Source organism: Achromobacter sp. GbtcB20 (genome assembly GCF_019091095.1).
GTDB classification, from domain to species: domain Bacteria; phylum Pseudomonadota; class Gammaproteobacteria; order Burkholderiales; family Burkholderiaceae_B; genus Achromobacter; species Achromobacter mucicolens.
In genome coordinates, this window is sequence record NZ_JAGXJZ010000025.1 from 16,488 (window position 1) to 28,895 (window position 12,408).

At 66.5% G+C, this 12,408-nt stretch carries 13 protein-coding genes; 5 read left to right on the forward strand and 8 right to left on the reverse strand.

Annotated elements, in window-relative coordinates:
• Positions 1 to 2: 2 nt before the first annotated feature.
• The gene (locus tag KVT32_RS24220) at positions 3 to 1,181 is read right to left on the reverse strand and encodes an isovaleryl-CoA dehydrogenase (protein WP_217618937.1); all 1,179 of its coding nucleotides are present in this window, start codon (positions 1,179 to 1,181) and stop codon (positions 3 to 5) included.
• Positions 1,182 to 1,428: 247 nt separating this feature from the next.
• Here KVT32_RS24220 and KVT32_RS24225 point away from each other — a divergent pair, with 247 nt between their 5' ends.
• Both KVT32_RS24225 and KVT32_RS24230 read left to right on the forward strand, forming a co-directional pair.
• The gene (locus KVT32_RS24225; RefSeq protein ID WP_175156331.1) at positions 1,429 to 2,604 is read left to right on the forward strand and encodes a M20 aminoacylase family protein; all 1,176 of its coding nucleotides are present in this window, start codon (positions 1,429 to 1,431) and stop codon (positions 2,602 to 2,604) included.
• A 58-nt stretch (positions 2,605 to 2,662) separates the two neighbouring features.
• On the forward strand, positions 2,663 to 3,634 hold the full coding sequence (locus KVT32_RS24230) for a tripartite tricarboxylate transporter substrate binding protein (RefSeq protein WP_062839376.1): 972 nt from the start codon (positions 2,663 to 2,665) through the stop codon (positions 3,632 to 3,634).
• A 155-nt stretch (positions 3,635 to 3,789) separates the two neighbouring features.
• On the opposite strand, the gene KVT32_RS24235 is transcribed toward KVT32_RS24230, so the two are convergent.
• Together KVT32_RS24235 and KVT32_RS24240 are read right to left on the reverse strand one after the other, a co-directional pair.
• Positions 3,790 to 4,122 (reverse strand): YnfA family protein, encoded by a 333-nt coding sequence (locus KVT32_RS24235; protein ID WP_062839377.1) that lies wholly within the window; start codon positions 4,120 to 4,122, stop codon positions 3,790 to 3,792.
• Positions 4,123 to 4,127: 5 nt separating this feature from the next.
• The gene (locus tag KVT32_RS24240) at positions 4,128 to 4,508 is read right to left on the reverse strand and encodes a MerR family DNA-binding transcriptional regulator (protein WP_056327734.1); all 381 of its coding nucleotides are present in this window, start codon (positions 4,506 to 4,508) and stop codon (positions 4,128 to 4,130) included.
• A 73-nt stretch (positions 4,509 to 4,581) separates the two neighbouring features.
• On the opposite strand from KVT32_RS24240, the gene KVT32_RS24245 reads away from it, so the two are divergent.
• Positions 4,582 to 5,649: an MBL fold metallo-hydrolase gene (locus tag KVT32_RS24245; RefSeq protein ID WP_063954170.1), complete on the forward strand. Its 1,068-nt coding sequence runs from the start codon at positions 4,582 to 4,584 to the stop codon at positions 5,647 to 5,649.
• Positions 5,650 to 5,764: 115 nt separating this feature from the next.
• Here the strand turns inward: KVT32_RS24245 and KVT32_RS24250 are convergent, their stop codons facing one another.
• Positions 5,765 to 6,391 carry a LysE family translocator gene (locus KVT32_RS24250; protein ID WP_217618938.1) on the reverse strand — a complete coding sequence of 209 codons (627 nt, stop codon included), beginning with the start codon at positions 6,389 to 6,391 and terminating at the stop codon, positions 5,765 to 5,767.
• 183 nt (positions 6,392 to 6,574) lie between these two features.
• Between KVT32_RS24250 and KVT32_RS24255 the strand changes: the two genes are divergently transcribed.
• Both KVT32_RS24255 and metC read left to right on the forward strand, forming a co-directional pair.
• Positions 6,575 to 7,294, forward strand: a complete 720-nt coding sequence (locus KVT32_RS24255; RefSeq protein ID WP_217618939.1) for a nitroreductase — start codon at positions 6,575 to 6,577, stop codon at positions 7,292 to 7,294.
• Positions 7,295 to 7,352: 58 nt separating this feature from the next.
• Positions 7,353 to 8,546 (forward strand): cystathionine beta-lyase, encoded by a 1,194-nt coding sequence (gene metC, locus KVT32_RS24260; protein WP_217618940.1) that lies wholly within the window; start codon positions 7,353 to 7,355, stop codon positions 8,544 to 8,546.
• A gap of 109 nt (positions 8,547 to 8,655) precedes the next feature.
• On the opposite strand, the gene KVT32_RS24265 is transcribed toward metC, so the two are convergent.
• The 4 genes from KVT32_RS24265 to KVT32_RS24280 form a co-directional block, all read right to left on the reverse strand.
• Positions 8,656 to 9,621 (reverse strand): alpha/beta fold hydrolase, encoded by a 966-nt coding sequence (locus tag KVT32_RS24265; RefSeq protein WP_217618941.1) that lies wholly within the window; start codon positions 9,619 to 9,621, stop codon positions 8,656 to 8,658.
• The gene (locus KVT32_RS24270; protein WP_217618942.1) at positions 9,600 to 10,811 is read right to left on the reverse strand and encodes an ABC transporter substrate-binding protein; all 1,212 of its coding nucleotides are present in this window, start codon (positions 10,809 to 10,811) and stop codon (positions 9,600 to 9,602) included. The genes KVT32_RS24265 and KVT32_RS24270 overlap by 22 nt, the downstream gene beginning before the upstream one ends.
• A 161-nt stretch (positions 10,812 to 10,972) precedes the next feature.
• On the reverse strand, positions 10,973 to 11,605 hold the full coding sequence (locus tag KVT32_RS24275) for a thiol:disulfide interchange protein DsbA/DsbL (RefSeq protein WP_056327737.1): 633 nt from the start codon (positions 11,603 to 11,605) through the stop codon (positions 10,973 to 10,975).
• Between the two features lie 79 nt (positions 11,606 to 11,684).
• On the reverse strand, positions 11,685 to 12,401 hold the full coding sequence (locus KVT32_RS24280) for an SPOR domain-containing protein (RefSeq protein WP_217618943.1): 717 nt from the start codon (positions 12,399 to 12,401) through the stop codon (positions 11,685 to 11,687).
• Between the last annotated feature and the right edge of the window lie 7 nt (positions 12,402 to 12,408).

Consider the following 12,408-nt stretch of genomic DNA (forward strand, 5'->3'; position numbering starts at 1 on the left):
CGTCAGGCGGTTTCGTTGAAGAGTTCGCGGCCGATCAGCATGCGGCGGATTTCGCTGGTGCCGGCGCCAATTTCATACAGCTTGGCGTCGCGCCACAGGCGGCCGACCGGGTATTCGTTGATGTAGCCGTTGCCGCCCAGGATCTGCACGCCTTCGCCCGCCATCCACGTGGCCTTTTCGGCGGTGTACAGGATGAGCGCGGCGCAGTCCTTGCGCACCTGGCGCACGTGGTCGGACCCCAGTTTGTCCAGGTTCTTGCCGACCTGATAGCAGAAGGCGCGGCTGGCTTGCAGCGTGGTGTACAGGTCGGCGACCTTGCCCTGGATGAGCTGGAATTCGCCGATGGCCTGGCCGAACTGCTTGCGGTCGTGGATGTAGGGCACCACCACGTCCATCACGGCCTGCATGATGCCCAGCGGGCCGCCGGACAGCACGGCGCGCTCGTAGTCCAGGCCGCTCATCAGCACCTTCACGCCGCCGTTGACCTGGCCCAGCACGTTTTCCTCGGGGATCTCGCAGTCCTGGAACACCAGTTCGCCGGTGTGGCTGCCGCGCATGCCCAGCTTGTCCAGCTTCTGCGCCACGGAAAAGCCCTTGAAACCCTTTTCGACCAGAAAGGCGGTGATGCCGCGCTGGTGGGCCTCGGGGTCGGTCTTGGCGTAGACGACCAGGGTGTCGGCGTCCGGGCCGTTGGTGATCCACATCTTGGTGCCGTTCAGCACGTAGCGGTCGCCCTTCTTTTCCGCGCGCAGCTTCATGCTGACGACGTCGGAGCCGGCGCCCGGCTCGCTCATGGCCAGCGCGCCGACGTGTTCGCCGGAGATCAGCTTGGGCAGATACTTGGCCTTCTGGGCGGCGGTGCCGTTGCGGTTGATCTGGTTCACGCACAGGTTGGAGTGCGCGCCGTACGACAGGCCGATGGAGGCGCTGGCGCGGGAGATTTCTTCCATGACGACCATGTGGGCCAGATAGCCCATGTTGGCGCCGCCGTATTCCTCGTCGGCGGTCATGCCCAGCACGCCGAGGTCACCGAATTTGCGCCACAGGTCCATGGGGAACTGGTCGCTGCGATCGACTTGGGCGGCGCGCGGCGCGATCTCGGCCTGCGCGAAATTGCGGACGGCGTCGCGCAGCATGTCCAGGTCTTCGCCCAGGTCGAAGTTCAGGCCGGGAAGATTCATCAGTGTCTCCGTGATAGTAGGTGCTTACATTCATGAACCTGCGCGGGCGTGTCTTGGCCGCCGTCGCGGGGTGATCCATGATGCGCCGTTCATCCGGCGCTGCGCAATGATGCAGTGCAAATATTACGTTTACGTAAACGTAAATTGGATGAGGGTTATCCCTAGCGCGTGGCGCACTGCTGCGACAGGAACGATGGGCAATACTTGATATGACCCTTTAATCCTGAAATATCCGACGGAGTCAGCTGTGCTTGAACTATCCAACCTGGACGACATCGTGGCGCTGCGCCGTGACATCCACATGCACCCGGAGCTTTGCTATGAAGAGCACCGCACAGCCAAGGTGGTGGCCGACACGCTGCGCGGCTGGGGCATCGAAACGCACACGGGCATTGCCAAGACGGGCGTGGTGGGTGTGATCAAGCGGGGCACGTCGGACCGGGCCATCATGCTGCGCGCCGACATGGATGCGCTGCCGATGCAGGAAGAGAACCAGTTCGAGCACCGCTCGCGTCACGACGGCAAGATGCACGGCTGCGGCCATGACGGCCACACCGCGATGCTGCTGGCTGCGGCGCAGCATTTGCAGACAGCGGGCGGCTTCGACGGCACCGTCTACCTGTGCTTTCAGCCGGCCGAGGAAGGCGGCGCGGGCGGCCGGGCCATGATCCAGGATGGGCTGTTTACGCGGTTTCCGTGCGAGGCGGTCTTCGGCATGCACAACTGGCCAGGCCTGCCGGCTGGCGCGTTCGGCGTCTGTGCCGGCCCCATGATGGCGGCAGCGAATGGCTTCAAGATCACGGTCAAGGGCAAGGGCGGCCATGCTGCCGCGCCGCAGGACTGCAGTGATCCGGTGCCGGCGCTCTTTGCCATCGGCCAGTCGTTGCAGACGATCCTGACGCGCAGCAAGCGTCCGCTGGATGCGGCGGTGCTGTCGATCACGCAGGTGCAGGCGGGCGGCAGCGTCATCAACGTGATTCCCAATACCGCGTGGCTCGGCGGCTCGGTGCGCGCCTACAGCACCGACGTGGTTGATTTGATCGAGCGGCGCATGCAGGAGATCGCGCCCAGCATCGCCGCGGCGCATGGCTGCGAGGCCGAGGTGTATTTCGAGCGCCGCTACCCGGCGCTGGTCAACACCGTGGCCGAAACGGAATTCTGCATGGGCGTGATGCGCGAGGTCGTGGGCGAGGACCGCGCGCTGACCATCGAACCGGCGATGGCGTCGGAAGACTTTGCCTTCCTGCTGCAGGAAAAGCCGGGGTGCTATGTGTTCCTGGGCAACGGCGATGGCGAGCACCGCATGGCGGGCCACGGGCTGGGCCCCTGCATGCTGCACAACGCCAGCTATGACTTCAATGATTCCTTGATTCCCGCGGGGGCGTCGTACTGGGTTCGCCTGGCGCAACGCTACCTTGCCTGATGGGCTTTACCGCAATCCGTTTTACCCACGCAGTGCTACGCAACATCACCAGGACGATATGAAAAAGAAGACGTTGTTCATCAAGGCCGCGGGGGCGGCCCTGGCAATCATGGCAAGCGGCGCGATGGCGCAGACCTGGCCGGCCAAGCCGGTCACCGTGGTCGTGCCGTACACGGCCGGCGGCAGCGCCGATGCGATCGCGCGGCGTCTGGGCGACGCGCTGCGCAAGGAAGCGAACATCACGGTCATCGTCGAGAACAAGCCCGGCGCGGGCGCGTCCGTGGGCACGGACTACGTGGCGCGCGCGCAGCCGGACGGCACCACGCTGCTCTTGGCCTCGACCAGCCCGTTGACTATCTTTCCGCATCTGGCCAAGACCAACTACGACCCGATGAAGGATCTGACGCCGGTGGCCAGCGTGGCCGTCGCGCCGGTGGCCATCGTGGCGACCAAGGCGCTGCCCGTGAAGGATTTTGCGGGACTCGTGGAATACGCCAAGGCGCATCCCGAAGGCGTGCGCTATGGCACGCCCGGTCAGGGCACGGTTGCGCACATCGGCATGGCGGCGGTCACCGCGCAGACGGGGACCAAGATGCTGCATGTTCCCTACCGCGGCAACAGCCAGGCGCTGACCGACGGCCTGGGCGGCGTGGTGGAACTGCTGGTGGTCAACAGCGACGTGGTGTTGCCGCACGTGGCCAACGGCGCGCTCAAGCCGCTGGCGGTGATGGCGCCGCAACGCCTGGCCGCGTGGCCCGACGTGCCGACGATGGCCGAGCTGAAGCTGCCGCAGGCGCAGTACTACTCGAACTTCGGCATCTTCGCGCCGGCCAACCTGCCGCCCACGGTGTCGCAGCCGTTGCAGGCCGCGTTGACCAAGGCCGTGGCCAGCGCCGAGTTCCAGGAGCTTCTGGCCAAGTCGTTCCTGCAGCCGGGCACGGCGTCGGGTGAGGCCTTTGCCAAGCAGGTGCAGGCCGAGTTCACGAACAACGCCCGCCTCATCAAGGAAGGCAATATCAAGGCGGAGTGATCGGCGGTTTGTGGTGGCACTTCGGCGCGACGGCGGTCGATCCGCCGCGCGCAGATGCGCCGAGACGCAGCCTGCGTCAAAAGACCAGCACCAATGCAAAGCGCGCGGCCCTTTACGGGTACGCGCGCTTCTTCTTGCCCGTTCGGCAGCCCGGATCAGCTCCCGCGCGGCCCGAACATGATCACGAGCATCCCGGCGATGCACAGGCCCACGCCGATCCAGTCGCTGGCGCTGGGACGCACGCCGTCCACCGCCCACAGCCACAGCAGCGCCATGCCGATGTAGACGCCGCCGTACGCGGCATAGACGCGGCCGGACGCCGTCGGGTGCAGCGTCAGCAGCCAGGCAAATAGCGCCAGACTCAGCGCGGCGGGCGCCAGCAGCCAGATGGAGTGTCCTTTGCGCAGCCAAAGGTAAGGCAGGTAGCAGCCGATGATTTCGGCCAGGGCGGTCAGGACGAACAGGCCCAGCGTTTGAAGTGCTGCCATGCGGACTACGGCTTCTGCGCCAGCAGGGCGCGGCACTGGCGCTCCTGTTCGCTGATTTCCTGCAGCGTGTCGTCGATGTCGCGGCGTTGCTGCTCCAGCGTGGCGCGGTGCTGCTCCAGCACGGACAGGTACTGGCGCAGCTGGACTTCGGTGTCGCCGGGTCCGTCGTACATGTCGATCAGCGTCAGGATCTCGGACAGTTGCAGGCCCAGCCGCTTGCCGCGCAGGGCAAGTTTCAGGCGCGTGCGGTCGCGCGGTCCGAAGATGCGGTTGCGGCCCTCGCGCGCCGGGCTCACGATTCCCTGGTCTTCGTAGAAGCGGATCGTGCGGGGCGTGACGTCGAACTCGCGGGCGAGCTCGGAGATGGTCCAGGTTGACGAGGGCATGCGACGTGTGGCAGTTTACGTAAACGTAAATTATGATGACTTGACGTGATCGTCAAGCGTGGAGCGATAGGCAATGAACCCCAACGAGCAGAAGCTTCAGTATCCCTGGGCCGATTTCCAGCCCGAGGCCGGCCGCGCGCATGCGGTGGCGGAGGGCGTCAAATGGATCCGGATGCCGCTGCCGTTCGCGCTGGATCATATCAACCTCTGGCTGCTGCGCGACAACATCGACGGCCAGGACGGCTGGACCATCGTCGACTGCGGCATTTCGCGCGACGAGGTGAAGACGCTGTGGGAAGACGTGTTCAAGAACGAGCTGGACGGCCTGCCCGTGTTGCGCGTGCTGGTCACGCACATGCACCCGGACCACATCGGCCTTGCCCACTGGCTGTGCGAGCGCTGGAACGCGCGGCTGTGGATGACGATGACCGACTACATGGTGGCGTCGCTGTGGTCGTCGCGCCGCACTGACGCGGGGGCGGGCCCTGGCGGGCAGTCGGCGGTCGAGCATTTCGCGCGCCACGGCCTGACCGACCCGGACTCGCAGGAGCAGATCCGCCAGCGCGCAAGCTACTACCCCAACCTGGTGCCCGCCGTGCCGTCGCGGTACACCCGCATCATGGACGGCGACCAGGTTCGCATCGGCGGGCGCGACTGGCGTGTCATCGTGGGCTACGGGCACGCGCCGGAACACGCGTCGCTGTTTTCGCCTGATCTTGGCGTGCTGATCTCCGGCGACATGGTGCTGCCGCGCATTTCCACCAACGTCAGCGTGTTCGATTACGAACCCGACGCCAATCCGCTGCCTTTGTATCTGCGCTCGCTGCACGGCTATGACGGCCTGCCCCGCGACACGCTGGTGCTGCCGTCGCACGGCCGCCCGTTCAAGGGCCTGCATGAACGCATCACGCAGCAGCACGAGCATCATCGCGACCGGCTGGCCGAGGTGCTGGAAGCCTGTGCGGTGCAGCCGCAATCGACCTCTGACATCGTGCCGGTGCTGTTCAAGCGCAAGCTGGACCTGCACCAGCTGACCTTCGCAATGGGCGAGGCGCTGGCGCATCTGCATGCGCTGTACTTCGAAGGCAAGCTCACACGGGCGCAGGATGCGGACGGCATCGTGCGGTTCAAGGCGGCTTGATTGGCATGATGGCCGGCCGGGGGATGCGAGCATCGCTGCTCGTGTCCGGCTGCCGGTGTCCCGCTGATCGCGTGCCGCCGCTGGGGATCAGCACCAGCGCGTCGATTAGCGGTGTCTAGCGGGAAGCCGTCGCCAGCCTGACGGCGAGCCCGACGAACACCAGCGCGGCAATGCGATTCAACCAGCGCTTGGCCGTCACCGAACGCTGCAGCAATTCCCCGAACGCACCCGAGAAGAACGCGATCGCCCCGAACACCAGCAGCGTCGACACGATAAACACCGCACCCAGTTGCATCGTCTGCAAACCCACCGGCCCGAGCCGCGGCGACGTGAATTGCGGCAGGAAGGCGAAGAAGAACAGCAGCACCTTCGGATTGGTAAGGTTCATGACGATGCCGCGGCGGTACAAGGCGCCGGGCCGCATGGGTTCGGGAGGTTTTCCGTCTTCGGATTCGAGGGGGGCGCGCAGGATCTGCCAGGCCAGGTACGCCAGATAGGCCGCGCCCGCCAGCTTGAGCACCGTGAACGCGACGGGCGAAGCGGCGAACACGGCGGCCAGGCCGACCGCAACCGCCGCCGTGTGTCCCAGCAAGCCGGTGCACAGCCCCAGCACCACGAACATGCCAGCCTTGCGTCCCCAGATGGCGGACTGCATCAGCACAAAGAGATTGTCCGGCCCCGGCGTCAGCGCCAGCAGTACGGCAATGCCAAAGAATGCGATCAGGGTGTCGAGGGGCAGCATGGAGTCTCTTCGGTATCGGAGCAGCGGATGCGACGGGGCGGTGGAAGCGACAAGTCCATTCGGTCAGCGGCGTAGCGTTGAAGCCACCGCGCCATTGGCGCGAGGACAGCGTCGCCCGGACAGCGCCGGACAGCAAGTGGCATGATAAGGGCAAAGCCGACCACGACAGGAGACAGACTGATCATGACCGTTGCCGCTCAGCACGCTAAAAGCGCCCATAACGCCGACGACGCCCGGCCTGATGCCGCGCTCGAAGAATGGCTGCTCGCCCGCCACAGTTGCCGCGCCTTTCTGCCAGAGCCCGTGCCCCGCGCCACCATCGAACGCATCCTGACGCTCGCGCAGCGCACGGCGTCCTGGTGCAACTGCCAGCCTTGGCAGGTGACGATCACCGAGGGCGACGCCACCCGGCGCCTGCGCGACGCGCTCGAGCGCCGCGCGCAGGTCGAAGGCTTCAAGCCTGATTTCCCGTTCCCGCGCGAATACCGCGACGAATACCTGGCCCGCCGCCGCGAGTCCGGCTTTCAGCTGTACGGCGCCGTGGGCGTGCCGCGCGGCGACCGCGAGGCCTATCGGCGGCAGGAGATGCGCAACTTCGCCCTCTTCGACGCGCCGCATGTCGCGATCATCACGACCGACGAGGCGCTGGGCGAATACGGCGCGATGGACTGCGGCGGCTATGTCGCCAATTTCCTGCTGGCCGCGCAAGCCAACGGCGTGGCAACCGTGGCCCAGGCGTCTCTGGCGATGTATCCCGAGGTGCTGCGCGAAGTGCTGGGCATCGGACCCGGCCGGCGCGTGGTCTGCGGCATCTCGTTCGGGTTTGAGGACACGGCGCATCCGGCCAACAGCTACCGCACCCGCCGTGCGGATTTGTCCGAGACGGTTCAATGGATCGGCTGAAATTCCCGCCGCGTCCTGATATGGTTTGGTTTTCCCGGCTTTGACGCACCTCTACAAGATGCCTACCAAACACATCGATACGGTTCTCCAGCACGCGGGCACCGCCCCGTTCAATCCCGAGACCGGCACGGCGCCGGTGCCGTTGCCGCCCATGCGGGCCAGCACGGTGCGCTTTGCCAATCTCGCCGCACTGGAAAACGCGCAGCGCAGCAAGGCGGCCGGGGGGCGCGCATCCACGTACGGCCGTATGGGCATGGACACGCATGCCGCGCTGGAAGAGGTGTTCACGCAACTGGAAGGCGGCACGCACTGCTATCTGGCGTCCTCGGGTCTGTCGGCCATGACCATGGTCATGATGGCGCTGTGCTCGGCCGGCGACCATGCATTGATCTCGGACAGCGTGTACGGTCCGATGCGCGAGCTGGACGACGCGGTGCTCAAGCGCATGAACATCGAGATCACGTACTTTGCGGCGGGTGAGGACATCGATGCGCTGGTGCGGCCCAACACCACGCTGCTGTACGTGGAATCGCCGGGTTCCCTGCTCTTCGAGATGCTGGACATGGGCGCGATGGCCGCCATCGCGCAGCGTCACGGGCTGGTGCTGGCCACCGACAACACCTGGGGGTCGGGCTACATCTACCGGCCGCTGACGCTGGGCGCGCAGGTCTCGGTCATCGCGGGCACCAAGTATGTGGGCGGGCACTCCGACCTGATGCTGGGCGCTGTGGTCACCAACGACGAGGGCATCGCCCGCAAGCTGAACCGCACGCAGTACGCGATGGGCTACTCCATCAGCGCGGACGACGCCTGGCTGGCATTGCGCGGCGTGCGCACCATGCCCATCCGCATGGCTCAGCATGCGCGCCATGCCATGCAGGTGTGCGAATTCCTGAACGCCCGTCCCGAGACCGTGCGCCTCTTCCATCCGGCCTGGCCGAAGGATCCCGGCCACGATTTGTGGAAGCGCGATTGCACGGGGTCGAACGGCATGCTGTCGGCTGAACTGGCCCTGTCCCCGGCCGCGGCGCGCCGTTTTGTCGATGCGCTGACGCTATTTGGTATCGGCTTCTCGTGGGGGGGCTATGAAAGCCTGGTGCAGTTGGTTTCGTCCAAGGACCTTTCCCATCACCGCTATTGGGGTGAAGGCGAGAACCCGGTCGTGCGTCTGCACATCGGGCTGGAGTCGCCCGAGGACATCATTGCGGACCTGACGCAGGCCTTCGAGCAGGCGGCGGACGTCAAGGAATAGGCGGCGTCCGGTGGGGGGCGGCTGCCGGACGGCTGCCCCGAAGCGCGCTAGCGGGCACAGGCGCGCGGCCCAGCAGCCGAGTAACCTCCCCGTTGGCCCACGCGCCAAATCACCCCGCCGTCTCGCGGATCCACGCGCCGATGCGCGCCGCGATGTCGTCGCTGTTGTCGTCCATCATGGGCATGTGCGAATTGCCTGCAATGCCCATTTCCGCAAGCCGCCACGTCTGCACCCGCCCGCCGTGGCGCGCCAGCGCATCGGCGTAGGCGGTACCGGATTCGCCGAGCTTTTCCCACAGCGGCGTGGCATCCAGATAATCGCCATAGACGAACAGAAACGGCTTGTCCGCCACGCAGTCGGTGGCAACCTCGCTGGAAAACCCGGACGGCTCGATGCCGATCACCCCGCGCACCAGCTCCGGCCGCGCGTGCAGCGCCCGGTAGGCCACTTCACCACCGTGGCTGTGCGCCAGCACCAGGCACGGTCCGACGCGGTCCAGCACCGCGCAAAAGCCGTGCAATGCGGCATCGTTATTGCCCAGCCAGCGCGGCACGGCGTGGCGGATGAAGTCGTCGAAATGGCCAACTGGAAAGCGCTGTCCCGCAAACGCCTGCCGCGCCGCGAAATCCTCCGCGCGGCCAAACCGGAACAGCGACCAGCTTTCCTCGGCGTTGCGGATGATGGGCGGCTCGGGCCAGACCTGCGCAAACGGCGCCCACCCGGCGCGCCCGCGCTCCACGTTGTCCACCACATAGACCGCATGGCCCTGTCGCAGAAAATGCTGCATCCAGCCGGGCCGCCCATCTGGCGTCTGTTCCCACATCGCGCCGGTCATCCCGCCGCCGTGCAGCAGTACGATGGGCAGCGGATGCGCCAGGCGCGCGGGGATGAAGTACTGCACGTAGGCCTGCTCGAAGTGATAGAGGCCGTTGGGATCGTAGGCCAGCGACGCCGACTGCGTGAAGGCGATGTCGCGCTTTGGCTGCCCTTCGATGCGTACAGGCCGGCCCCCCGCGTAGAAGCTGCCGAAGTCGGCCAGCGCCAGCGCCTGCGTCATGGCTTGACCAGCGGGCATTGGCTGTCGGACAGCGGCCATGCCAGCGACTCGCCGGGGATGGTGCGCACGATGTTGTAGTAGTCCCAAGGCGCCTTGGACTGCTCGGGCGTCTTGACCTGCGCCAGCATCATGTCGCGCACCACCAGGCCATCGGCGCGGATATGCGCGTTCAGGCTGAAGGGATCGTCGATCGGCATGGACTTCATCTTGGCCATCACAGCGTCCGCGTCGACTGAGCCAGCCGCCTTCACCGCCTGGAGGTAATGGCGCACCGAACTGTAGACGCCGGCCTGCAGGAAGGTGGGCGGACGGCCCACGCGCGCCTCGAACTTCTTGGTGAAGGCGCGGGTGCCGTCGTTCATGTCCCAATAGGACGGCACGGTCAGGTAGGTCTTTTGCGCGGCAGCCAGCCCAAGGCTATGCACGTCGGTCAACAGCAGCAGCATCGCGGCCAGTTGCTGCGCGCCGCCGATGCCGAATTCCGCGGCCTGCTTGATGGCCGAGATGGTGTCGCCGCCCGCGTTGGCAATCGCGATGATCTGGGCCTTGGAGCCCTGCGCCTGCAGCAGGAAGGACGCGAAGTCCGGCGCATTGAGCGGATGAAAGACGGTGCCGGCGATTTCGCCGCCGTTGGCCTTGACGACCGTTTCCGTGTCCACAGCGAGCTGCTTGCCGAATGCGTAATCGGACGCCAGGATGAACCAGCGCTTGCCGCCCTCTTTCACGACGGCGGTGGCGGTGCCGCGCGACAGCGCATAGGTGGTGTAGGTCCACTGCACGCCGTAGGGCGAGCATTGCGCCTGCGTCAGCGCGGTGGTGCCGGGGCTGGAGAACAGCACCAGCTTCTTCTTTTCGCGCGCGATGCCTTGCACGGCCAGCGCGACGGACGAGTTGGGCACGTCCACCACCACGTCCACGCCATCGGTGTCGTACCACTTGCGGACCATGCTGCTGCCGATGTCGGGGCGATGCTGGTGGTCGCCGGACACAAGCGTGAGGGTCTTGCCGAGCAACGTGCCGCCCATCTCTTCGATGGCGAGCCGGGCGGCTTCCACCGACCCCTTGCCCGTGGCATCGGCGGTAACGCCCGCCATGTCCGTCAAGACGCCGATCTTGACGCCGTCGGTGGCGTTGGCGTGGGCCAGGCCCGTTGCGAGCGACAGGCACAGGCCCAGCGCCGCGCTGCTGCGCGAGAAGTGCTTCTTCATTTGTCTTCCACCCTTTTGATGCCGTGCGTGCGGCGATTTTTATGGCGAAAGTGTAGCCCGTCCCCCTGGAGACGCGGCTGAACGAAGCCTGAATGAAAACGCCCCGGCCGGAGAGGCTCGGGGCGTTTGCGATGCCGCGGTTGCGCGGGATCTTGCGCGGATTACTTGGCGCGCGCCATCGGGATCAGCGCGTTCACCTGCTTCAAGGCGCCTTCGTAGCTGTTGCCCGCCATGACCGGCGAGGTCATGAACTTGCCGCCCACGGCGAACGACGGGGTGCCTTCGATGCGGTAGGCGTCGGCGAGCTGGTTGGCGCGCTGCACCTGGGTCTGGACGCTGAACGAATCGAACACCGAGTCGAACTTGGCGCGGTCCACGCCCTGGGTCGCAATCCACTCGCCCATGGCCTTCTTGTCGAACAGGCGCTTGTGCTCGCCGTGGATGGCCGTGAAGACCTTGGCGTGCAGGTCGGGACGGTCCAGGGCCTGCAGCGTGTAGTACAGCTGTTGCAGCGGCTTCATGCCGGCGTTGAAGGCGATCGGCACTTGCTTGAGGACGACGTCGGACGGCGCGGTCTTGACCCAGTCTTCCACCATGGGTTCCATGGCGGCGCAGTGCGGGCACGAATAGGCAAAGAATTCCAGGACCTCGACCTTGCCCGGGGTGTCCGACGGCAGCGGCGGGTTGATGGGCACGTACTGCTGGGCGCCTTGCGCGTGGCTGGCCGGGCTGAAGAACGCGGTGGCGGTCAGCGCGGCGGCTGCCAGGATGCGGATGAGCTTGGGGGACAGCATGGGTGAGGTTCCTGAATAAAAGGCTACAGACAGGCCCGGGGCCGGATTAGTTCAATGCAAAACGATCCGCCGCGTGCACCTACTGGCGCACCACGGCGGTTTCGATCTTGTTCTCGCCCAGGCGGCCACGTGCCCGGTTCATGTCGTCCAGGCGGGCAAACGGGCCGACGCGGACGCGATTGATGGGCTTGCCGTTCAGTTCCGCCTTCTGCACCGCGACCGGCAGACCCAGCAGAATGATGCGCGCCTTGAGCGATTCGGCGTCGTTTTCGCCGCGGAAGGCGCCCGCTTGCAGGTAGTACGTGCCCGTGGCAGCGGGGGCGGCAGGCTTGGCCGAGGCCGTGGCCGTGGGGGCGGCCTTGGAGATGGGCGTGGGCGCGGACGCGGTGGCGGGGGGCGCTGCCGGGGCAGCGGCCGGCGCCCGGGAAGTCGGCAGCGTGGCGATCAGCGCGCCCAGGTCGTCCAGCTTGGCGGGCGTTTCGTCGCCCTTGCCCGGCGCGCCTGCGCCCGGCAGCGGGGCCGGCGCGGTGGCGGTGGGACCGGTGGGCGGGGCGCCCGCCGCCCCGTCGCGGCCGTAGAGGCCCGCGTTGGGGTCCGGCGCCGAGCGCGGATCGGGCAGCTTGCCCGTATCGCCCTGGCGGCTGGCCCGGTCCACGAAGGGAACGGGCGCCTTGGTGACATAGAACGCGACGACGGCGGCGACGATCAGCCCGATCAGCAGACCGGCCAGCGCCCCGTACAGGGTGCTGCCGCTTTCGCCGGAGGAACGGCGGGTGGATTTGCGCTTGGTGGCCATGAACCGA